The organism is Rubeoparvulum massiliense (genome assembly GCF_001049895.1).
GTDB lineage: Bacteria > Bacillota > Bacilli > Rubeoparvulales > Rubeoparvulaceae > Rubeoparvulum > Rubeoparvulum massiliense.
In genome coordinates, this window is record NZ_CVPE01000005.1 from 36,767 (window position 1) to 59,283 (window position 22,517).

At 43.4% G+C, this 22,517-nt stretch carries 24 protein-coding genes; 7 read left to right on the plus strand and 17 right to left on the minus strand.

The window, feature by feature from the left end:
- Positions 1-34 precede the first annotated feature (34 nt).
- The 4 genes from BN1691_RS05470 to fdhD form a co-directional block, all read right to left on the minus strand.
- On the minus strand, positions 35-709 hold the full coding sequence (locus BN1691_RS05470; protein WP_048601242.1) for a formate dehydrogenase subunit gamma: 675 nt from the start codon (positions 707-709) through the stop codon (positions 35-37).
- Complete coding sequence (locus BN1691_RS05475) at positions 702-1,526, minus strand: 4Fe-4S dicluster domain-containing protein (protein ID WP_048601243.1); 825 nt, start codon at positions 1,524-1,526, stop codon at positions 702-704. Before BN1691_RS05475 ends, BN1691_RS05470 begins: the two co-directional genes overlap by 8 nt.
- Entirely contained in the window at positions 1,526-4,498 is a 2,973-nt protein-coding gene (gene fdnG, locus BN1691_RS05480; protein WP_082147017.1) for a formate dehydrogenase-N subunit alpha, read from the minus strand. The genes BN1691_RS05475 and fdnG overlap by 1 nt, the downstream gene beginning before the upstream one ends.
- A 69-nt stretch (positions 4,499-4,567) precedes the next feature.
- The gene (gene fdhD / locus BN1691_RS05490; protein WP_048601246.1) at positions 4,568-5,335 is read right to left on the minus strand and encodes a formate dehydrogenase accessory sulfurtransferase FdhD; all 768 of its coding nucleotides are present in this window, start codon (positions 5,333-5,335) and stop codon (positions 4,568-4,570) included.
- 696 nt (positions 5,336-6,031) lie between these two features.
- Here fdhD and BN1691_RS05495 point away from each other — a divergent pair.
- Positions 6,032-7,192: a dicarboxylate/amino acid:cation symporter gene (locus BN1691_RS05495; protein ID WP_048601247.1), complete on the plus strand. Its 1,161-nt coding sequence runs from the start codon at positions 6,032-6,034 to the stop codon at positions 7,190-7,192.
- Between the two features lie 210 nt (positions 7,193-7,402).
- Here BN1691_RS05495 and BN1691_RS05500 read toward each other — a convergent pair whose 3' ends face one another.
- The 5 genes from BN1691_RS05500 to BN1691_RS05520 form a co-directional block, all read right to left on the minus strand.
- Positions 7,403-8,902, minus strand: coding sequence for a leucyl aminopeptidase (locus tag BN1691_RS05500; protein ID WP_053083708.1), 1,500 nt, complete (start codon positions 8,900-8,902; stop codon positions 7,403-7,405).
- On the minus strand, positions 8,899-9,297 hold the full coding sequence (locus BN1691_RS05505; RefSeq protein ID WP_048601248.1) for a DUF309 domain-containing protein: 399 nt from the start codon (positions 9,295-9,297) through the stop codon (positions 8,899-8,901). Before BN1691_RS05505 ends, BN1691_RS05500 begins: the two co-directional genes overlap by 4 nt.
- A gap of 66 nt (positions 9,298-9,363) precedes the next feature.
- Positions 9,364-10,038, minus strand: coding sequence for a 3D domain-containing protein (locus BN1691_RS14840; RefSeq protein WP_076850120.1), 675 nt, complete (start codon positions 10,036-10,038; stop codon positions 9,364-9,366).
- 102 nt (positions 10,039-10,140) lie between these two features.
- Positions 10,141-10,401, minus strand: coding sequence for a YuiB family protein (locus BN1691_RS05515; protein ID WP_048601250.1), 261 nt, complete (start codon positions 10,399-10,401; stop codon positions 10,141-10,143).
- A gap of 46 nt (positions 10,402-10,447) precedes the next feature.
- On the minus strand, positions 10,448-11,644 hold the full coding sequence (locus BN1691_RS05520) for an NAD(P)/FAD-dependent oxidoreductase (RefSeq protein WP_048601643.1): 1,197 nt from the start codon (positions 11,642-11,644) through the stop codon (positions 10,448-10,450).
- A gap of 260 nt (positions 11,645-11,904) precedes the next feature.
- Here BN1691_RS05520 and BN1691_RS05525 point away from each other — a divergent pair, with 260 nt between their 5' ends.
- Complete coding sequence (locus tag BN1691_RS05525; protein ID WP_048601251.1) at positions 11,905-12,903, plus strand: NAD(P)/FAD-dependent oxidoreductase; 999 nt, start codon at positions 11,905-11,907, stop codon at positions 12,901-12,903.
- A gap of 151 nt (positions 12,904-13,054) precedes the next feature.
- A complete protein-coding gene (locus tag BN1691_RS05530) occupies positions 13,055-13,642 on the plus strand; it encodes a ferritin-like domain-containing protein (RefSeq protein WP_231638364.1) in 588 nt (195 codons plus the stop codon).
- A gap of 50 nt (positions 13,643-13,692) precedes the next feature.
- On the opposite strand, the gene BN1691_RS05535 is transcribed toward BN1691_RS05530, so the two are convergent.
- Both BN1691_RS05535 and BN1691_RS05540 read right to left on the minus strand, forming a co-directional pair.
- Entirely contained in the window at positions 13,693-14,049 is a 357-nt protein-coding gene (locus tag BN1691_RS05535; RefSeq protein WP_048601252.1) for a HesB/IscA family protein, read from the minus strand.
- A 77-nt stretch (positions 14,050-14,126) separates the two neighbouring features.
- On the minus strand, positions 14,127-14,351 hold the full coding sequence (locus BN1691_RS05540; protein WP_048601253.1) for an aspartyl-phosphate phosphatase Spo0E family protein: 225 nt from the start codon (positions 14,349-14,351) through the stop codon (positions 14,127-14,129).
- Between the two features lie 291 nt (positions 14,352-14,642).
- Between BN1691_RS05540 and mqnE (BN1691_RS05545) the strand changes: the two genes are divergently transcribed.
- Entirely contained in the window at positions 14,643-15,752 is a 1,110-nt protein-coding gene (mqnE, locus tag BN1691_RS05545) for an aminofutalosine synthase MqnE (protein ID WP_048601254.1), read from the plus strand.
- 45 nt (positions 15,753-15,797) lie between these two features.
- The gene (gene mqnE, locus BN1691_RS05550; protein WP_048601255.1) at positions 15,798-16,901 is read left to right on the plus strand and encodes an aminofutalosine synthase MqnE; all 1,104 of its coding nucleotides are present in this window, start codon (positions 15,798-15,800) and stop codon (positions 16,899-16,901) included.
- A 59-nt stretch (positions 16,902-16,960) separates the two neighbouring features.
- On the opposite strand, the gene BN1691_RS05555 is transcribed toward mqnE (BN1691_RS05550), so the two are convergent.
- Positions 16,961-17,227, minus strand: coding sequence for a DUF1450 domain-containing protein (locus BN1691_RS05555; RefSeq protein ID WP_048601256.1), 267 nt, complete (start codon positions 17,225-17,227; stop codon positions 16,961-16,963).
- 143 nt (positions 17,228-17,370) lie between these two features.
- On the opposite strand from BN1691_RS05555, the gene BN1691_RS05560 reads away from it, so the two are divergent.
- Positions 17,371-17,595, plus strand: a complete 225-nt coding sequence (locus tag BN1691_RS05560) for a NifU family protein (RefSeq protein ID WP_048601645.1) — start codon at positions 17,371-17,373, stop codon at positions 17,593-17,595.
- Positions 17,596-17,636: 41 nt separating this feature from the next.
- On the opposite strand, the gene BN1691_RS05565 is transcribed toward BN1691_RS05560, so the two are convergent.
- Entirely contained in the window at positions 17,637-18,188 is a 552-nt protein-coding gene (locus BN1691_RS05565; RefSeq protein WP_187116854.1) for an NUDIX domain-containing protein, read from the minus strand.
- Positions 18,151-19,116 (minus strand): NAD(P)/FAD-dependent oxidoreductase, encoded by a 966-nt coding sequence (locus tag BN1691_RS05570; RefSeq protein WP_048601258.1) that lies wholly within the window; start codon positions 19,114-19,116, stop codon positions 18,151-18,153. Before BN1691_RS05570 ends, BN1691_RS05565 begins: the two co-directional genes overlap by 38 nt.
- 156 nt (positions 19,117-19,272) lie before the next feature.
- On the opposite strand from BN1691_RS05570, the gene BN1691_RS05575 reads away from it, so the two are divergent.
- The gene (locus BN1691_RS05575; protein WP_048601259.1) at positions 19,273-19,770 is read left to right on the plus strand and encodes a phosphatidylglycerophosphatase A family protein; all 498 of its coding nucleotides are present in this window, start codon (positions 19,273-19,275) and stop codon (positions 19,768-19,770) included.
- A gap of 70 nt (positions 19,771-19,840) precedes the next feature.
- Here BN1691_RS05575 and BN1691_RS05580 read toward each other — a convergent pair whose 3' ends face one another.
- From BN1691_RS05580 to BN1691_RS05590, 3 genes are all read right to left on the minus strand, one after another.
- A complete protein-coding gene (locus BN1691_RS05580) occupies positions 19,841-20,482 on the minus strand; it encodes a helix-turn-helix transcriptional regulator (RefSeq protein WP_048601260.1) in 642 nt (213 codons plus the stop codon).
- Positions 20,483-20,618: 136 nt separating this feature from the next.
- Entirely contained in the window at positions 20,619-21,035 is a 417-nt protein-coding gene (locus tag BN1691_RS05585) for a DUF86 domain-containing protein (RefSeq protein WP_048601261.1), read from the minus strand.
- A gap of 134 nt (positions 21,036-21,169) precedes the next feature.
- Entirely contained in the window at positions 21,170-22,504 is a 1,335-nt protein-coding gene (locus BN1691_RS05590; protein WP_048601262.1) for an EAL domain-containing protein, read from the minus strand.
- Positions 22,505-22,517 lie beyond the last annotated feature (13 nt).

Here is a 22,517-nt window from a genome sequence, read left to right on the forward strand (position 1 = left end):
CCCCCAGGCAGCTCTCTTCCTATTTATAATCCAATTATGCTTGTTTCTTTTCTTTTTCAAGCTCTTCAACCCAAAGGGGATAGTGTTCCTTTGCAAAATCGATAGTCACATCGCCCTTTGTCATTCCATGTAAAGAACCCTTTGCTTGGAAAACACTCATATAAACATGACCAACAACAACACCCACAGCTAATCCGACACCGATATCATGCATTGGATAAGCCCAGTTGACTAATCCAGCTGGGAAGAGATGGGGGAACCACATCACGATCCCAGAAGTAATAATGAAGATCGCCATGAGAATCTGAAGAAGTGAATTCACTTTTTCCCCAGCGTTATAATACCCTTGAGGTGGAACTTCGGACTTCCCGCCAAAGAACTCTTTGGCAAATGGAAGGAAGAAGCCCACATCATTTTTCCGCCATGTAAAGATCTGCTTGATCCAGTGGAAGAAGCTCTTCGGATCAAAGAGAATAGCGATGAAGGTTGGCATGATAAACATCACAGCAAAGATACGATGTAGCAACCTTGCACTAGCAGGACCACCAAAGACGGGATAGAGAAAATCGAAAGTTTCTGTGTACAATGGTAGCCCCGTTAGAAAGAGGGCAAAGAAGGCTGTAGCATTGAGCCAGTGCACAAAGATAATGGGCTTCGTAAAGCGTTTCACCATCTTGGGCTGGCTTGTGTTGACCGTCGTATTACTCATGACGCTCATCTCCTTCCCCTTCATGCTCTTCTTTCTTACTAAACAATTTGGATGCGACGAAGGCACTCACTACCCCAAATGTGGTAGCACCCATAAACAGCTTGCCAAGAGGCTGTGCATAATCCTTCCAAACCGTTGCAGTTACTGGAACCTTTGGATTGGATGGTAAATCATAGACTTCTGGCTCATCTGCTAATACATAGACCGTATGGGTTCCATTGATGCTCTGAGGATTGTAAATATTGGCTTTTGGGAAGCGTTTCTTTGCTACTTCAAGACGTTCAGCGGCCAAAGCTAGCATTTCATCCTCTTCACCAAAGACGAGACAGTCGGTATGACAAGCTTGTACACATGCTGGTTGTAACCCATTTTCGAGACGATCGGTACAGAGGGTACATTTTTGTGCACGACGATACTTCTTCCCACTTTCATCCACATGATTAGCCAGTTGGATGACATCGAAGGGACAAGCTTGTGTACAGTAACCGCATCCTACACATTTGTCATAGTCGACAACAACAGAACCAAACTCCGTATGACCGAGTGCATCCTCTGGACATACCTTCACGCAAGCCGCATCAGTACAGTGAAGACAGGCAGCATGACGGAAAAGGAACTCATATCCACCATCAGCAGTCTCTTGCTCCTTAAAGGTAATCAAATTCCAGACATTCGCGGTTAGATGCTCGTGGGATTGGTAACTTCCCTGAAATTTCTCCGGCTCAGCTGGGAGGTCATTCCAGTTCTTGCACGCTACCATACAGGCACGACAGCCATCACAACGAGTTACGTCAACCAGTTTAATATATTTTGCCATTAGTCAGCCCTCCTTATATCACAGAGGAATGCTTTATACTCTGGAATTTTTGCATTGGGGTCTGCTACGTGCGGTGTTAAGCGGTTTGCATTATCCCCAGTAGCGATTCCTTGGAAGCCATATTGCCATGGCATACCAAGCTGGTGTACCTTCTTCCCTCTGATTGTAAAGGCAGCAAGACGCTTGGTTACAAGGGCATAGGCCTCAATGTTACCACGGGCTGATTCGACGATTACACGATCTTTATTCTTGATGCCCTTCTCCTGGGCTAAATCTTCACCAATCTCTACGAACATATGAGGCATCAGTTCTGATAGCCACTCTTGATTCCGTGTCATGGAACCAGATTGCCAGTGTTCTGATACACGATAGGTGGTGGCGACAATGGGATAGCGTTCTGCATCCCCCTTAGGATTATGGTCACCTGTGTACACCTTCGCAGTTGGGCTAAAGTTAATGGATGAGAATGCATTGGGCACTGGGCTTTCAAAAGGCTCATAATGCTCTGGGAATGGTCCATCACTCACTGGTCCAAAGATGGCGCCTTTTCCATCCTTCTGCATGATAAAGGCATCTGTTCCACCAGGGCCATCAGGCGCTTTGGTTCCGCCAAAGTCTGGAATATCATAGCCAACCCATTTTCCTTGAGCTGCATCCCACCAAATATTCTTCTTATTCTCGCTCCATGGTTTTCCGCTTGGATCACAGGAAGCACGATTGTAGAGAATCCGCCGATTCATCGGCCAAGCATAGCCCCAGCCTTGGAAGTTACCCATCCCTTCGTCAGTATTATCCTGACTCATGGAAAGATCCTTGCCTTCTTCAGGATAGAACCCACTGTAAATCCAGTTACCACAGATGGTAGAACCATCATCAGCGAGCTTCGTGAAGTTCTTTAGTAATTTACCTGTGGCTGTCTCATAGCCATTGATCTCACGGTGAACTAGATCCATATCGGGATGGTCACTTTCACCATAATTCCAGAAGAGTGATTGGATTGGCTTATCCTTTGGATCGGTGCTGGTTTTATAAAGATCTTGAATTCTCCGGGCCAGCATATGGACGATTTCTAAGTCAGCCTTTGATTCACCCTTCGGTGGAATCGCTTGCCAACGATATTGCATCCAACGACCACTATTGGTAACTGTTCCTTCTTTTTCATAGGAGGAACATGCTGGTAAGAAGAAGACTTCTGTTTGGATTTCTGCTGGATTGCTACCAGCTTTCTCCTTCCAGAAGACAGATGTTTCTGTTTCCCAGAGGTCCACAGCCACCATCCATTTTAGGTTTGCTAACGCTTTATGTTCCTTCGTTGCATTAGGTCCACCGACAATGGGGTTCTGTCCAAAGAGTAGAGCGCCTTCAATCTCCCCACGAAGCATCGATTCAAAGAGTGCAATATGAGAACAATCCTTGTTGTGCTTAGGTAGATAATGGTAGCCGAACTCATTCTCAGGTGTCGCATTAGGACCATAGAAAGCCTTGAGCATACTTATTAACCATTTTGGTGTATTGGTTTTAAAGCCACTCGGTGGTGTTTCTGTTTTTAAATAATCTTCAAGGGTTGCATGCTTCGGTGCTGCAAAAGGTGCATTCATGTAACCTGTGATCTGGTGATACAAGAGACCGAAGTCAGTGGACCCTTGCACATTGGACTCTCCGCGGAGAGCATTGACCCCTCCACCAGGGCGGCCAATATTACCAAGTAGCAATTGAAGCATGGCGTAGACTCGGACATTTTGCGTACCCTTCGAGTGTTGCGTTGCACCCATGGCGTAGAGCAATGTACCCGTCTTGTCTACGGCACTAGTACTACAGAATGTTTTTGCAACTTCTAAGTAAACATCCTTCGGTGTACCTGTAACAGCGGTTACTGTGTCTACATCATAGCGTGCATAGTGTTTCTTTAATAATTGGAATACAGAGCGGGGATGTTGAAGTGTTTCATCCTTTAGAATGTTTCCTTCTTCATCCTTTTGGAAAGTCCATGTACTCTTATCATAGTCACGAGCTAGTTCATCATAGCCACTGAATAGACCATCCTCAAAGTTGAATCCTTCGTCAACAAGGAACGAAGCGTTCGTATAGTTGACTACGTAGTCATGATGATAGAGATTGTTTTGGAGAGCGTAATTAATTATGCCACCGATAAAGGCAATATCTGTACCTGAACGTAGAGGTGCGTAGAGATCTGCTTGTGTTGACGTCCGTGTATATCGCGGGTCAACAGAGATAACTTTCGCTCCCCGTTCTTTTGCTTTATGAATCCATTTAAAGCTAATTGGATGGTTCTCTGCTGGGTTACATCCAATGATTAAAATCACATCAGAATGTTGTAAATCGTTCCAGTGATTTGTCATTGCTCCACGACCAAATGAAGGTGCCAGACCGGCAACCGTGGAGCTGTGTCATATCCGGGCTTGGTGCTCAATATGCGTGAGCCCCAAGGAGCGCATTAACTTCACGATGAGGTAGGTCTCTTCGTTATCGAGAGCAGCCCCACCAAAACAAGCCATGGCATCAGTTTTGTTTACCGTGATTCCATTCTCTTCTTGGACAAATGTACGTGCACGAGTCTCTTTAATCCGTTGAGCAATGGTTTGCAGCATCCATTCCCAATCTTTTTCTTCCCATTTATCACTACCTGGTGCACGGTATAATGGTTTCATAATTCGGCGGTCTGATGTATAGACCTGGCGAATAGTGGTTCCTTTACTACAGAGAGTTCCCTCATTAATTGGACTATCAGGATTTCCTTCTGTATAGATCACATCATTATCTTTGGTGTGGACTAAAATACCACAGCCAACTGCACAATATGGACAAACCGTAGGGGTTACTTTCGCATCAGCGATTTTTAGCTTGGATGCTTGAGCATGGGCATCTTGAAGATTGAAGCCAAGCTCAGTTACAGCTAGTGTAACCGCTGTGGCGCCGGACAATTTAAGAAACTGTCGACGATTCAAATCCATATTCCTTCTCCTCCCTTTCTGAACAATCTTGTTGCCCTTTCGTGGCTCTTTACCTCTTAACCCCCTTCCCTAATTGGTGCTCTCCCCAGCAACCATCTCAGTGACATCATCGAGGATTCTTCCACAGGATGTGTAGACCAATGCCATTTTGCCACGGACATAGCCAACCACTTCGATATGGAGAAAATTGGCTAATTGGATCGCCTGCTTCGTTGCTGCCGTCCGTGAGCCAACGATTCCAAAACCAAAGCGGGCAGCTTTGGCCAGCATTTCGTACGAGACCCGACCCGTTGTTAGCAGAATTAAATCTGCAGGATCTAAGCCTTCGCGCAATGCATGACCGATCACTTTATCTACTGCATTATGGCGGCCGATATCCTCTCGAACCGTAATTACTCCCTGACGATCCACAATACAAGCTCCGTGCATACCACCTGTAGCGAGATATAATGGAGATTGTAATGCAAATTCGTGCCTTTTCTTTAAGAGATAGGTCATGGAGGCGGTTCGATTGGAGTTCACCTTACGGAATTTTTTCACATCTGTCATGGAGAAAAATGTGATTCCTTTGCCACATCCAGCAGTAAAGTGCTTGCGACCTTGAGCAAAATGTTCTGCGTCAAAGTTCCTCCCCAGCTCAGCAAAGATTCTTCCTTGCTCTGCATCTATGATCAAACCTTTTAGGTCACTGGGCGTATCAATAATTCCTTCCGTAAACAGATAGCCAATTGCCCAATCTTCTAAATCTAGATTGGTTAACTGGTAGGTGGCCAACTCCACTCCGTTCAAGTATAAGGTGATAGGATACTCATCAGGACAGGATTTACGTGGATTCACTCTTTACCACCCTTTCATCATGCATTTTGAAATCGTTTGCATAATTAGACTAGAGTTATTTCACAAGAAACAGTTGTAAGACAGAATCCAAATTTCATTTGCTGTTATCCAACTGTTACATTTCTGTGAAGGCTCTATCTGGCTTTAGATTAGCACTTCCCCCCTATGCACTTCTATCGTTTATGCCATTGTTCAGTTTTTGTTCACATTTACGTAAATAATTGTCCATGATTCGTTCAAATTTTCATAGGTTATTCCAATAATTAGCATTAATATAGTGTTTTCAGCTAAATGTCGTTATGCCGCTATGATTAGTCGAAACAACGATTTTGATATATTGTGAAAAATATCTCAAATAAATAGGTGCAGGGGTATATTTTGGAATTCTATCTAGGGTATTTATCCTATCATTTCTTTGCTTAAAATGTATCTCTTTTCGATTGTTTTCTTTCAAAAAAAATTAATAGTTTGAGAGGAATCACATAATAATGAAAAAGCTGTCCTCAAAAGGTCATCGATTGATGATCCATTGGAACAGCTTCATAATTTATAAGACTACCACATATACCATTTAAAATTTCATTTTTTTACATTTTTATAAATTTATTTAATATTGTGACATTACATATTAAATGTTGTATACTAATTTTTATCATACATTTTTTTGATAGTTATAAAATGAGAGGAGTTGAGTGTATGAAATTGATTCTGAAATTGATAGCTGGGATCATCATCGGGATCTTGCTGGGACTCTACGCCCCCCTTCCAATCGCCCGCGCCATGGTCACAGTTAAAGTGCTTCTTGGTGAATTGATTTTCTTTGTCGTTCCCCTGATTATTCTCTTCTTCATTACGAGTGGGATCGCAGCCTTAGGTAAGGATTCTGGAAAGATGGTAGGTGTAACAACAGGTCTTGCTTATACCTCTACAATCATTGCCGGTCATCTAGCTCTGCTTGTTGCATTCATTGTTATTCCTTTTATTTCAGCTGGAGGATCAACAGAAGGAACTGCTACAGAAGGGCTTAAATCCTATATGGATTTTGGCGTCGACCCAATCTTCAGTGTCATGACCGCTTTAATACTTGCCTTCATCTTAGGAATTGGAATCGCAAAAACAGGAAGTTCCACATTGCAACGTTTCTTCGATGAAGGGAAGAACATCATCGAATTGATGATCGCCAAAGTGATTATCCCGATTCTTCCATTCTATATTGCCGGTATCTTTGTTGAGGTTGCTCATGATGGCGGTGTCTACCAGACCCTAACCACATTTGGAATCGTTCTACTCGTTGCTGTCCTAACCCACTGGGTATGGCTCATTATCCTTTACAGCAGTGTTGGTGCCATGACGAAGCAAAACCCATTTAAGGCATTGAAGACAATGCTTCCTGCATACTTCACTGCCATTGGTACCATGTCTAGTGCTGCTACCATTCCTGTTACTCTTCGCCAGACGAAGGAGAACAAGGTGAGTGATAAAGCAGCTGACTTTGTCATCCCACTCTGTGCTAACATCCACTTATCAGGAAGCATCATCACTCTCGTACTCGCTTCAACTGCAGTGATGGTCATCCAGAATCATGCTGGACTTCCATCCTATCTTGATATGCTCTCATTTATTCTATTATTGGGTGTAGTGATGATCGCCGCTCCTGGCGTACCTGGTGGTGCTGTAATGGCATCCCTCGGTATCCTTAGCTCCGTTCTTGGCTTCGATGAAGCTGCTCTTGGTCTGATGATCGCCTTATACACAGCGCAAGATAGCTTTGGTACTGCTACCAATGTTACTGGTGATGGTGCAATCGCTATGCTTGTTGATAAATGGTCTGGGCGCAGCGCTAAATCGAACGATTAAACTTTAATCAATGTTTGTCCGATCATTAATATTACGAATATCAAAAAGGGTTTCCCATCCATTCAGCTTCACTGATGGATGGGAAACCCTTTTATTCTGAACAATAATAAAACCCAAGGAACAGGTGATGGCACTCTGCTCCCTGGGTTGGACGATAGTTAATACTATAGCACGTTTTATGAGCTTTTTCAACAGATTTGTCCAAATTTTTTAATCTGTTTCTTCCTGACTAAAGTGTTGTGCTAATGTTACAAGAGTGCGTACCATCGCGCCTGTAGCTCCCTTAGGTTGGATTTCATTCTCCTTATTGGTGGTAGCTGTACCAGCAATATCAAGATGAATCCATGGGGTCTCACCGACAAATGATTCGATAAATGCCCCTGCAGTAATTGGATGGGCTAAACGACCTGCAGAATTCACAAGATCTGCCTGCGAAGACTTGAGCATGTCCCGATGCACCGGAAAGATTGGGAGACGCCATGCGTATTCATCGGCTTCATGGGCTGCTTCCAATAATTCTTCTACCCAAGCTTCATCATTGCTCATCACGCCCGTAACCTGATCACCTAAAGCGACAAGGATGCCCCCAGTCAAAGTAGCCATATCAACTAAATAAGAAGCGCCTAACTGGCGAGCATAGGTGACACAATCAGCGAGAACAAGACGCCCTTCCGCATCGGTGTTATTAATTTCAATGCTTTTACCTGCTAAGGATGAGATGACATCCCCTGGTTTAAACGCATTGCCGTCGATCATGTTTTCCACTGCGCCGATAACGCCTACAACATTAATCGGTAATTGCTGACGAGCAATCACTTCCATGGTACCTAGTACAGTTGCCGCTCCTCCCATGTCTGTATACATATCCGCCATGCTATTTCCTGGTTTCAACGAATAGCCACCGGTGTCTATACATACGCCTTTACCTACAAGGCCTAAGACATTGTCCCATTCAGTACATCCCCGATATTTTAGAACAACACAATAGGATGGTTCTGTACTACCGCGCCCTACAGATAGCAGTGCATCCATTCCCATCTCTTCCATCTTACTCTCTTCTAGGATCTCTAATTCCATGCCATATCGCTTGGCTAATGCTTCTGCCTCTTGAACGAGATGCTTTGGTCTCATATAGTTGGCAGGCGTATTGACAAGCCGACGTGTAAGATTGATCCCTTCCGCTAATACTTGTCCAAAGCTAAGAGCCTCTTGAACATCATGAGCATCATCCTCCGATACCTGAAAAAGGATCTGTGCTTCCGTACGTTCTGGCTGAGCACTGGTCTTCAAACCATGATGGACATAGGTGGCCAGTTCAAGACCCTCTGCCATCCATTGGGCAATCTCTTCTGTAGAGTATGGATCCTGTTTAAAGGTAGAGAGTGCTACCATTACCTTTTCACTATTCTTACGTTGCTTCTCAATTTTCCCACCCAAGAGTCGATAAGTACGAGGCTGAGCTGTTCCCCGTTTTCCCAACCCTAGTAAAAGGATACGCTCAGCAGCATAATGACCATATGTAGGTAGCCATTGGCTTTCTCTTTCTTTTCCTGTAAACTCCTTCTTCCCTAGCATCTGCGAGAGAATCCCGTGTAGTGCCTCATCGATCTCCTTATGTATTCCTTGTAGATAGAGATCATCTTCGAACATACCAAGCACAAGAAGTTCAGTTTCCTGCTTCTGATCTGCTTGGATCACTTCTAAATTCATGCCAATTCCTCCTCACCATTTTGAGTATCCCCAGTAAGCTGTAATGTCAGTGTGGGAATCTGTAGACGCCGTATCTGACTCGCATCAACACGGTCTTCCACAGGTAGGCATCTTGCAACCTGTTTGATATATTGTAGCACATCATGCACCTGAATGCCCCAATAGATGGGCTCATATGGCGTTAGATAAGCCTGAGATGAATCGAGAAGAAGCCGTGCTCCTGCCACATTACCATAGGAGAGATGATGAAGAGCCACTGCCAATTGGAGCATTCCTTTAAGAAAGTGGTTGTGACGATCTCCCAACCAAATTTCTTCTAACAGATCGTGACACTCATAATAATTCCCCTGATTGAACTGTCGAATAAACGCTAAATACTCTTCAGGATATTCCATCGCCACTCTCCCCTTTAGTCCTATCTTACTCATCCTAAAAACTTGAGGCAAGAAAAAGGCTCATCCCTATGGATGAGCCATGACGAGGCGTTGCATCTCCGCAAGCATCTCATGATTTAGATGACCTTCTCCCTTTTTTAATACAAAGACTTCTACCGTCTTCTTTCCCCATTCCTTAAAGACATCCTCTACGGTCTCATAGTAGAGATCAATTTTATTACCCTTAATAGCACTACCCGTGTCTGCTACTACACCATACCCATAGTCAGGAATATAGAGCAGTGTCCCTAAAGGAAAGATTTCAATGTCTGCAGCAATGGTTGAGATGACATCGCGTTGGACAGGTACACCAGAGAATGTGATGCCATATTGAGGATGACCTGGCTCTTTTCCAGTAGATTCAACCCCTGCTGTATAGCCTGTAGCAACAACCTGATAGGTTGGGAACTGCTCTAATTGGTCCAACGCATATAGATTAGAAGGAGAAAATTCCTTTTCTCCTATCAGCTCTTTCTTTTGACGATTCACTGCTAGTTTTTTGAATGAATCCATGACCAAAGGCTGTAGTTGGTGAATGACCACCCCTACACGATTCTCTTTGTATTGATGTGCATATTGCAGCGGGGCCATGGTTTTCATTGCTGGTGCTGTCTCCCCACTGATGGAATGTGCTGTAACAAGGATAACTAGAATCAGCATGAGAAAGCTTCCTCGTGGCAATAATCTAGTAATCTTCTTCATTACCATCCTCCTCTAGTTATCAGCATGTCCGCCTCCTTTCAAAAATATACACATGAAAAAAGCAGACATATTGAATGTCTGCTTCCTACCCTCTTTATTGTTTTAAAACATGGAGTATCCTCTTCGCCTGAGAAAACGTATTGTAAAGACACTTAACAGTGTACCAGCTAAGCCAGAGAAAAAGACCACATACTCAGCTAAGAAGAAATGTCCACCTGTCTTATAGAGCATCCAGAGAACGATGCCTGCGTAGATGAATAAGGGTAACCAGGTAGTTTTTATGAGCATATTAAGAATAAATCCAATCATATAACAAAGCACGAGAAAAAGCGGAATAGAAATAATTAATTGAGCCAATTTCATCGTAAAAACACTCCCTTAGCTTGCACCTATCGAATGGAATGGTAGATTACGGACGTTTCCGCATGACCAAGGAGAGTCCCCCAATCATATATAGGTAGCGAGCATCAATCAATTTCTTCATCAAGGCTGCAGTAGAACCAAAGAACTTACGTTTACCCATAAAACCAATGCCTTCGCCCTTCCCTAGTGAAGCAACTGTACCTTTAAAATGATATTTGAACGCTTCTAGGGTGGCATCATTGCGTACTAATTTAGCGAGATTAAGGGCTACAGTCTCACCTTGCTGTACAGCAATCTGTGCGGTCGGTGGATAGGGGCGACCAGACTCTTCGTTAATAATCAAGGCATTATCTCCCACTACAAATACTTCTTCATGTCCAGGGATTCGTAGATACTCATCCACCTTGACACGGCCACGCATCACTTCAAACCCAGCTGCTTCAATAAGATGGTTGCCTCTTACGCCAAGGGTAGATACGATGGTACCCGCTTTGATCTCCTGCCCATTGGCCAAGACAACACCATCTGCAAAGCATTGCTTAATTGGAGTATTGGTAATAAAGGTAACACCTTTTTTCTCCAGTACATCCTTTGCATAATCAACCAATTCCTGATCAAAGCCAGGCATGATCGTTGGCGCTGCTTCAATATCATAGATTTTAACCAAGTGGGGATCCACATCATATTGCTTGCAAAGCTTTGGAATACGGTCAGCTAATTCTCCAACAAACTCAATACCAGTAAAGCCTGCTCCACCAATGACAAATGTTAAGTATTCAGGATGATCCGGCTCATTATTATAGCGGGAAAACATGTATTCTATATGTTGTCGTAGCTTACGGACACTGTTAATACTACGAATTAGGAAGGCATGCTCCAGCATTCCTGGAATACCAAATGTTTCTGCTTCCGATCCTAGTCCAATCACGAGATAATCATAAGGAACTTCGGTTCCATCTTCTAAATGAACAACTTTCTCTTCCTTATTAATATCTGAAACAGTGCCACGAATAAAGTTGGTTCGATTCGTATTGATCAGTGTTTCAACATCCACTCTCACTTGGTCATGATGGCCTGTACCTGCTGCTGGTACATGCAAGTGCGTGGTGATATAATGATACTCATGCTTGTTAATTAATGTAACCTCAGCTTCGTGATAGTGAAGCTGTTTCTCCAAACGAAGTGCAGTCATTAGTCCACCATACCCAGCGCCTAAAATGACAATTTTACTTGTGTTATTCATCTCCATCACCCATCTCTCCATAATTTATATACCTAGAATAGCACTAGATGCCAGTAAAACGTCACGATTTTGTAACAATCTATTTATCTTTATAATATGTCTTTTTAGATCTTTTTTCAATTGCAAACGCTCACATTTCAGCATTTCCAATCTATTTTAGCATCTTTGAGAAATTTAAACTCTTCCTTTTCATTTTTAGATATGTGATAATGTTAGTTGGATATTTAGACACAAATAGACGCGACTACGGAGGTGCGGAGATGAATCGTAGAACGGATGAAACATTATATGATATTACCATCATTGGCGGAGGACCCACCGGAATGTTTGCTGCTTATTATGGTGGTATGCGGAAAGCAAGTGTAAAAATCATCGAGAGTCTACCCCAGCTCGGTGGACAGCTAGCTGCATTATACCCAGAGAAGTTTATCTATGATGTAGCAGGATTCCCTAAAGTACGGGCCATTGAACTTGTCAATCGATTGAAGGAACAGTTGGATCGTTTTAGCCCCACTCTTTGTTTAGATGAAATGGTGATTAAGATTGAAAAAGAAGAAGAACGTCGTTTCATGATCACTACAAACAAAGGGGTACACTATTCCAAGTCAGTGATTATTACCGCTGGGTCTGGTGCATTTGAGCCACGGAAATTAACCTTAGAAGAAGCAGAGAAGTTTGAAAAGAGTAATCTACATTACTTTGTTACCAATATGGAAGAGTTCAAGGATAAGCGTGTCTTAATCTCTGGCGGTGGTGATTCTGCTGTAGACTGGGCGAATATGTTAGAACCTATTGCAGCTAAAGTGATGCTCGTACACCGCCGTGATAAATTTAGAGCTCATGAGCATAGTGTCGAAGTGCTGGAAGCCTCTTCTGTAGAAGTTAAAACTCCCTATCACATTACAGCATTACGTGGAGAAGATTCAATCACACAGGTGGTTTTAACCAATACAAAGACTGAAGAAGAAGAGCTTGTAGATGTGGATTCTGTCATTGTCAATTACGGGTTCATCTCATCCCTTGGTCCCATTCAAGAATGGGGTCTAGAAATTGAGAAAGGATCTGTGGTTGTCAATTCTAAGATGGAGACCACGATTCCAGGTATCTATGCTGCAGGTGACATCTGTACATATCCTGGTAAAGTGAAATTAATTGCTGTAGGACTAGGAGAAGCTCCTACTGCAATCAATAATGCCATGTCCTATGTTGACCCTGATGCCAAAGTTCAACCACTACATTCAAGTAGCATGAATCTATAGATCTGTAGTAAGTAATTTATTCACACTCTTTTCGCATCCTAGGCTATCGTTGCCTAGGATGCTTTTTTAAATTGTCACACCTTGAAGATCAGTGCATAGTTTAGAAATGAATAGGCCGTAGTACCAAATGAAAGGAGCGTTTCCATTGAGTATGAATCAACCCTATCACATACCCCCAATGCAGATTCCCATGATGCCCATGCCTGGAATGCCTGTACCCGGAAGGATGCCAGGACCAGGGATGCCGGGATTGCCAGGCATGCCCTTCCCCGGTATGCCAGGTCCCGGGCAACCAACCTCCCCTGTCAATCCTTTGCCTCCTCGCTGTGATACGCAGCTAGCATTGCGCATTATCTTTGAGAGTATTCGTGGCGAACGGAACGATGAGCTCTTTTATGATTACTTAATTAGCGTCGCCCCAACACAACAGGATAAGGAAGTGATCACTTCCATCCGTAATGATGAGCGTAAGCATCGTCAAATGTTCCGCACCATCTATTTTCAGTTAACCGGTCAAATTCCACCTACACTTGAAGAGAACATCCCATTCCAGCGTCCAAGGAGCTATGTAGATGGTTTAGAACAGGCACTACAAGGAGAATTACATGCATTTGAACGCTATCGTACTGCATATCTGAACCTCTGTCAGCCTGTTTACCGCGATGCCCTTTTTGAGATTATGACCGATGAAATAAAGCATGCCAGTTATTATAACTGGCTCTATGCGAAAAACAAATAGATATCCTAAAAAAGCTCCCTATGGTAAGGGAGCTCTCTTTGTATACTTTCTTAACATTGACCAGGTTGGCCTGCATCATTTGCAGTACGGAAGGATGAACCGCATCCACATGAAGAAACAGCATTAGGATTATGAATGGTAAAGCCACCGCCCATAAGGGATTCCTTGTAATCGATCTCCACACCCTTTAAGAGAGGGGCACTTGCATCATCAATTAATACGGACAGGCCATTTAGGTCTATTCGCGTGTCATTGGGATGTACTTGATCCTCAAATCCCATACCATAGGAATATCCGCTACATCCACCTGGCTGTACAGCGACCCGAAGATGAAGCTGCTCATGATTCTCTTCGGCATGCATCATCTCTTTAATTTTTTCAATAGCGTGTTCTGTAATATGAATCATCTATCTCATCTCACTTTCTATTACTCCCATAGAAGTAAAGTTTATTACGCTGTAAACAGTATACATGAATTCCTTTATTACGCCAATGCATAATGTGCTACTGGTTCTTTCACATGACCATCACGATGCTTTTTCGCATCCAGTTCAAGCAAATGATTGTATTGATTGATTAAGCGATCTAAGGACTGGCTATAACAGATGACAAGTGGATGATCCATGCCATACTTCTGAGCATTCTCCTCCATCCGTCTTCGCTTTAATTCAATTTGGTAAATCAGGTGTTGTAGCTCTGCAGACTGCATCACCATGATCCCCTTTCATTATCATAATTCCAATCCATCATATCTCCCAGCCTTTTCCACCTTTTTTCTTATTGTACCACGAAAGTATGGTAAAAAATTACACAAGTTTTGTAATGAATTGAGGGTTTTTGTCGAATGTGTGCTGGAAATCTCTCTTTTCTACTCCTTTACCTTGCCCTTTGGGCGAAAAGAATTCTATAATGAAAAAAGATCAATGGAATTTAAAACACTTTGGACCCACAGAAAAGCGCTTAAAACTTCATCATGTTGTTAGAGAAAAGGAGGGTAATCATGACCGTTCAAATGCGGAATGATCTATCTGATATTGAGGCTAAGGTAGAACGAGGGGAACGTCTAACCATGGATGATGGCCTTCGCCTTTATCAATCAACGGACTTGCCACGAATCGGTAGGATGGCAGATCTGGTTCGACAAAGAAAAAATGGTAATCAAGTTTATTTTATTTCCAATACACATCTTAACTATACCAATGTCTGCTATTTAGATTGTAAATTATGTGCCTTTGGGTTAAAGCCAGACCATCCCCATGCATACGCCCTCTCCCTCGAACAATTAGAGGAAAAGTTTAAAGGCATGGTAGGTAAAGGCTTCTCCGAATTGCATATTGTGGGCGGCGTCAACCCTCGGTTACCCTTCACTTACTATGAAGATATGATGCGACTGGCAAAAAGGTACCTTCCCACCATTCATATTCAAGCCTTTACCGCAGTGGAGATCGATTATATTGCCCGTGTTGCAAAGCTGGATGTGGAGGAAGCCATCGTGCGTCTTCGTGATGCAGGATTAGGAAGTATTCTTGGTGGTGGAGCTGAGATTTTTGATCCTGAAGTACGCCAAATCATCTCTGGGCACAAGACCACAACAGAACGATGGTTTGAAATCCACCGTATTTGCCATCGTTTGGGAATGAAGTCTAATGCCTCCATCCTATATGGTCATATTGAAAAACCAGAACATATTATCGATCACTTGATCCGTTTACGGGAATTGCAAGATGAGACCGAAGGATTCCTCGCTTTCTTCCCTTTCACCTTCCATCCTGAAAATACACAGCTAGCTGATGAATACCAATTGCATAACCATGAAACTACCGGTATTTATGATTTCAAAATGCTAGCCATCGCTCGCTTAATGTTGGACAATTTCCCACATATCCGCGCATTTTGGATGATGATCGGATTGAAGATGGCGCAACTCTCCTTGTACTACGGTGTCGATGATTTAGACGGAACCGTGATGGAGGAACAGATCGTCCACGCTGCTGGTTCCACCTCCTCCCACATGACACCAAAGGAAAGCTTCATCGCCATGATCCGTGAGGCAGGTCGTATCCCTGTAGAACGGGATACACTCTATCGAGAACTACGCCGCTTTGAATAGTCACAGAAATCCAAAGTTAGATTGGGATAAAGGAGCGATAAGAAGATGTTTGACCTCATCGACTCAAAAATGAAAGAGATTTATGAAAAAGTTAGCGCAGGGGAGCGTCTCTCTATTGAAGATGGTCTCTACCTTTATGAATCCAACGATCTCCTAAGCATTGGTCAGATGGCCAATCTCGTTAATCTCCGCAGGAATGGTAACCGTGTCTACTTTATTCAGAACATGTATATCAATCCTACCAATGTATGCGAAGCCCATTGCCGATTCTGTAATTATCGTCGTAGCCCTGGGGAAGAAGGCGCTTATACCATGGATAAGGACGACCTCCTTCGTTATGTAAGTGAACGGATGCATCCTGGTATTCGTGAGTTTCACATTGTTGGTGGTCATAATAATACCGTGGACTTTTCCTACTATCTAGAGACGATCAGCACGTTGAAAAAAGCCTATCCCCACATTACGATCAAGGCCTATACGGCTGCCGAAATTGAATTCTTCTCACGACTTGCCGGCATCTCTCCAGAGCAGGTTCTCGATGAGCTGATTGCAGCTGGCTTGGACACCATGCCTGGTGGTGGTGCAGAAATTTTAACAGAAGAGTATCGGATGAAGATGAGTCCAGAGAAAGCCAGTACCGATGATTGGCTCGCCATCCATCGTTTGGCTCATCAAAAAGGGTTAAGAACCCATGTGACGATGCTATATGGCTCCATCGAAAGTAAGGAGGAGCGCTTAATTCATATGGACCGAGTTCGCCGTCTTCAGGATGAAACCAATGGCTTCATGGTCTTTATCCCACTAGCCGTGCAACCAAAAAGTAAAAATGCGGGGATTAAGCGACGTACCTCTGCTATCGATGATCTGAAAACCATCGCCATCAGTCGCTTAATGCTAGATAACTTCCCCCATATCAAGGCTTACTTTATCAATATTGGTACACAATTAACACAGGTTTCCTTAAATATGGGTGCGTCTGATGTACATGGAACGTTAGTTGAAGAGCGTATTAGCCATGCAGCTGGCGCCCTAACCCAGCAAGGTCTTACCATTGATGAGCTAATCTGGCTTATCCATGGAGCTGGCAAGGATGCCATCGAACGTGATACCTTCTATCAAACCATTCAGGCTTATCCCTTTAAGGCTTAGTGAGTTCCATAGCCATATAAGAAAAGACAGAGATGAGAACTTCACCCTGCCTCGATGATCTACACATCATGGGAGAGCTCTTGTAATAGCTCTTCCATCTTCCTCTGTCTACCGATCTCCTCTAGCGTACGCTGAAGAAGGATTGGTACTGTTTCACCAGTAATTCGCTCTCCCTCTACATAGAGAAAGAGCTGACGAGCACATGCTTCACACTCATCCAGACAGCTTTCCGTTAACACCTCAATCTCTTCTTGTTCCTGCAGCTGACGGATCACATCAACTGTTCCATAGGAGAGATTGGTTTCACAGCATTGAATAAAGATCATCAGCCAGTCACCTCATTGCAAAAAGGATGGGGATGGTTTACACTATCTGTATAGTAGCAATCATGATCATCACCGTCAATAACAAGGATTGATGGAGGATACCAAAGTGGGATATGATAAAGAATAAGGAAGGAGTAGAAGCGATGAGAGAACAAGTTCAAGAAGTACTGGATAAATTACGCCCTTATCTCCAAAGAGATGGTGGCGATGTAGAGCTAGTAGATGTAGATGAAGATGGCGTTGTTAAGCTGCGTTTAATGGGTGCATGTGGTAGTTGTCCAAGCTCTACCATCACCTTAAAAGCAGGGATTGAACGGGCCCTCCTCGAAGAAGTACCTGGCGTTAAAGAAGTTGAACAAGTCCTTTAATAACAAGGCTTAGCCTATGAAATAACCACCCCAATGGGTGGTTATTTTTTAACTGAATGGGAGATGCTACCTGAGCGTTGTGCAAAGTTCGTTGGGACAAGTTTTCGATGGATCAAATGTGCCTTAACAAGATAAAAATTAAGATCCCGCATAATCCGACTATACCGCTCGTCATAGAAAGGATCAGGCCACTCTCTCAGCAGTACTTTGCCTTCCGTCTCAAAGCCTGGTGGTAGGCTCTCTTCACTCTGAATTCGTGCATACCAGATACTCTTCGTAAATTTTTTTGTACCATTCACAGTATACTGACCTATCCAAAGGGGTTGAGTGATACGTACCCCTGTCTCCTCCCATGCTTCACGAATCACCGCCTCTTCCTCTTCTTCACCCAGTTCCCGTTTCCCGCCAGGCAGTTCGATGCCCCTTCTCCGATGACGAGTCAGTAATATTTCTTCATCAGAAAATGCATAGAGCAGTACATGATCGGCATTCATCCTTTGCTTTGGATTAAAAGTAGTAAAGACGGTTGCACCATCTGCATCTGTAAACCAATACTCATTGATCATGGTACGATCTCCGCTCCTTCTCTTCACTCTCTTCCTTCTGGAGGAGAATATGTTTTGCTGTAACCATGCCTTGCCCAACACTATGAGCAATAGCAGAGAAAGCAGGTTGATTAACAAGGTCACCAATGGCATAGACCCATGGAACCGTAGTCTGACCAAACTGGTTGATAATCAACTGACCTTTACCATCCGTTCGCAGCTCTGGAAGTGCTAGCGGAAGATATGGCTCTACACCAATTCGAATGAGAACAAAATCATAGACCTCCTTACTAATCCCCTGAGGTCCTTCAATCCAGACGATTTTCTCTTCACCAGCCTGTTCAATTTTTACACATTGATGGTTGAGACGGAGTAACACATCTTGATGTTGTAGAACCGGCTCGACATACTCTGCCCTTGCTCGTAGCCATTCACTACGATGAATGATCTGGATGGACTTGGCTACATTTAATAAACGGTAAGCTCCTTCAAAGGCGCGATCGCCACCACCTACAATTAAGATCCGCTTTCCTGTAAACCTCTCCAACTGCTCTGAGGTAGAATATGTCTCTTCCCTTGCATAGAGCACCTCTTCTCCTGGTATGCCTAGTCGACGGGGACGAGCACCTGTAGCCAATACAAGATAGTTCGTCCGAACTTCTCCCTTATTGGTTTGTACCAGGTGCTTGGTCGTATCCAATCCTTCCACCTCAGTATTCAAGGAATAAAGAACCTGAAGGTATTGAAGGTTTTGGAAAAAGTGCTGATAGCATTCTTCTCCTCCCTGGCATATTACACCTGGATAATCATAGATCAGATTTTTGATCTGCCAGAGCTGTCCACCTAACCGTGGTTGAGCTTCCAGTAACATCGTGCGTAGGTGTAAGCGTTGGCTCCAGATGGCACATGCCATCCCTGCAACACCTCCTCCAACAATCACAACATCAACATTACCTTGAATTTGTTCAGCGTTCATGATACCCGTCCTTTATCTTCCACATGTTCATATTCATAGCATATCACGCTTCTCCTTTTCCTTAAAAGAGTAGAAGCTCACATCATCAACTTAGCACAGGTGGTTCAAGGATAAAAAAGTCTCAACTTGAAGAAAGTAAGAGGAGGAGGTGACCCGATGGAAAATGTAGTGGATGTAATCCACCAACATGCCTTACAGGTATTAAGAGAACGCGGCGTACACTTAGAGGATATTGCCCAACTAGTCTATGATCTACAGAGTGACTATCAGGATGAGTTAAGTATGCAGGAATGTCGATTTCATGTTGACAAGGTGCTCGAGAAAAGAGAAATTCATAATGCCATCATCACGGGCATCGAAATTGATCGTCTTGCTGAAGAAGGACACATACGCTCCCCATTATTGGAGATGATCAGGAGCGATGAGGGATTATATGGGGTCGATGAGGTCTTAGCCTTTTCTATTACCAATGTCTACGGAAGTATTGGCTTAACCAATTTCGGATACCTGGATAAACTAAAGCCAGGGATACTCAAGGAGATTAACGCGCACTTAGGAGGTCAAGTCAATACCTTTCTTGATGATATTGTTGCTGCAATTGCAGCTGCTGCTTCAAGTCGTCTCGCCCATAACAAGGCAGGAACACGGGCATAATCCCAGATTGCAAATCAAAAAAAGACTTCTTCAATGATGAAGAAAGTCTTCTTTTGTCTGTCTTGCCTGCTTATTGCTCTTCTACTGTATAGACGCAATGTTCTCCTGTACCTAATGCCATGCACTGTGTTCGCTCCACTCGCGCTTGGAGTACATTGGTAAAGAGCTGTAGTTCACAATGGCACGCTTTCTCAAATTGTCGAGCAACATCGGCGATGGGACAATGAAGCTCACGGACAATATAACGACCGTCAGCATCCTGGTCCCACTCCGCCATATATCCACGTTCATTCTGAAATTGCACGAGTCGTTCTACTCTTTGTGGGAGGGATAAATCAGTTGAAATCACTTTTTGCATCTCATTATGTAGGCGCTGCTCCCGCCGTTCAAAGAAGCGATCCACCTTCTCCTTGCCAGCAACTGCCTCCATATCCTGCAAGATTTCAACAACCAGTTCTGCGTAATTATTGGGGAAATGGGCTTCCGCTTCCTCAGTCAATGAATACACATGAGAGGGGCGTCCCATCGCTTGGCGAACGAGCGTTGAATGGATGAGCATATCCCGTTCCAATGTGTGAAGGTGACGACGAACAGCCATTTCCGTAATGTCCAAGCTTTTTGCTAGGTCACCTACGGACATAGAGCCCTCCCGCTTTAAGAGAAGTACGATTTGATCGCGCGTTGAGCCTGTTTTATCATCGACCACTTGCATCACCTCGTTTTCCCCATTGTACCCTATTATCAAGCTTTCCACAATTATTAAACTGTTTTGTTGGTAAAGTAGGCGAGGCTCAGAAGGAGTGTTTACTACACCTGAGCCCTAGTCCTCCTTATTTCGAAGCTTGCTGCTAAAATAGCTCTCTAGCTAAGTAGCTACGAACCTGTTCACAAAAGGCTGGGATGATCTGTTCTGCAACATGGGCCATCTCATATACTTTCTCTTGACCCAACTCATAATATTGTTGGACCAATTCCTTCCGCATCATTACCAATGGCTTCATTTGTTCTGCTAATGGGGAAGAAAGAACCGATTGATCACACAGGATATCAATAATGTCTGAGTAGCTCCCAGGATCGCGCATAATAAATCCATCAATCAAGGCATTGCCCACATCGGTAATCGACTCGATGGTTACATGGACGATACGTTCTACGGCTAAAATATGAAGTGAGTCTGTTTCCTTCACCAACTGAGGGATCAGGGTCGCAAGTTCCTCAATAAAATGCAGGCGCTTTTCAATTCCTTTCGTATCAACATCGTACATCATGGTCACTCCTTGTATTGTAGACTTTTGTGCATTGATTCACATACCATTTACGATTATACCATCATTTCCCGCCATTAAACATGTAAAGAAAAGGCTACTGCTAAAGCAGTGGCCTTTTGATGGTTCGATTACTACGCATGATTTCTCGCTTCTTCCACTTGGGAGAGACAGGCATTAAAATCAGCAGAGGGATGTGCAAAGAGGTATCCCTGCGCAAAATGAATGCCATTTTGCCGTAGAGTAAGGAGCTCCTCCTCTCGTTCGATTCCTTCTGCAACAATCTTTGCGCCAATTTGCTGCGCAACATGCACCAATGCTTGTAAGATGGAGACCTTCACTTCGTCTTGATCAATATTGGTGATAATAGAGCGATCTACCTTGATGATATCAGGTATAACCTGCTGAATCATATGAAATCCAGAATAGCCCACTCCGACATCATCAATGGCAATGCGAAATCCGTGCTGACGAATCTGCTTCAAGGTTTCTTGAAGATCAGGATAATGATCGATGGATTCCCGTTCTGTGATCTCAAAAATGAACTGATCTGCCCGAAGTCCAGGATGATGCTCTAGCATATTCAAAACATCCTTCAACAATCTCCGTTGATTGAATGTAGAGGCTGTTAGATTAACAAAAATATTCCCATCCACATGATTCCGTTCTAATTCATCAAGTGCTCGCTGTAATACGATCTGTTCCAAATCATAAACCAGATGACATTGCTCAGCAAAGCTAAATAAGGATAGGGGAGAATAGTATGGTGAATCGAGGGGACCACGTGTTAGGATCTCCCAGCCATAAATTTGATTCTGCTGGATATCCACAATGGGCTGCGCCAAAATGGAGATCAGTTGATCATGTAGAATCCGCCCCATATCTTGCTGGATTTGATAATACTCCTCATTCACCTGCTTCTTAGCTATAGCATGGGCAAATGAGTAGGCTACATGAACTTCATCATCAATATTGGCTTTGGGCTTGATCAATGAGTAGCCCATATGAAATTGTAATTTACGGCAAAGAATCGGCTTTAGGGTTTCATTCGCTTCCTGTTCAATCGCTATCTTCACAGTCTCTAATTGCTTTTGGATTCGAGGATGATTGACCTCATTCATCGCAATTAAGGCTGCGTACTCATCACCATGAAAGCGATTGACGAGTAATAGCTCTTTATCTTCAAAGCTACTGGTTAATACTTTGCGAAATAAAATCGCTAGAGTCCTATGTATTGTATCTAGCTCCATTACAGCTTGATTCGCTTCAAATTCTCCATATTGTACAATGTCAAAGAGCAGGATGGCTACCTGTTTACCCTTTTTTTGCTCTTTTTTCACAGCAGCAAGAAGTGGATTCCGGATGGTGAATGTAGGAGGAAAAAATCGGATAAGCCTTCCTGGTACTGGTAAATATATGAAGGAACGAAGTATATTGCCAATGTTTTTGATCACTCGATATTTTTCCAAAACAGTTCCTTCC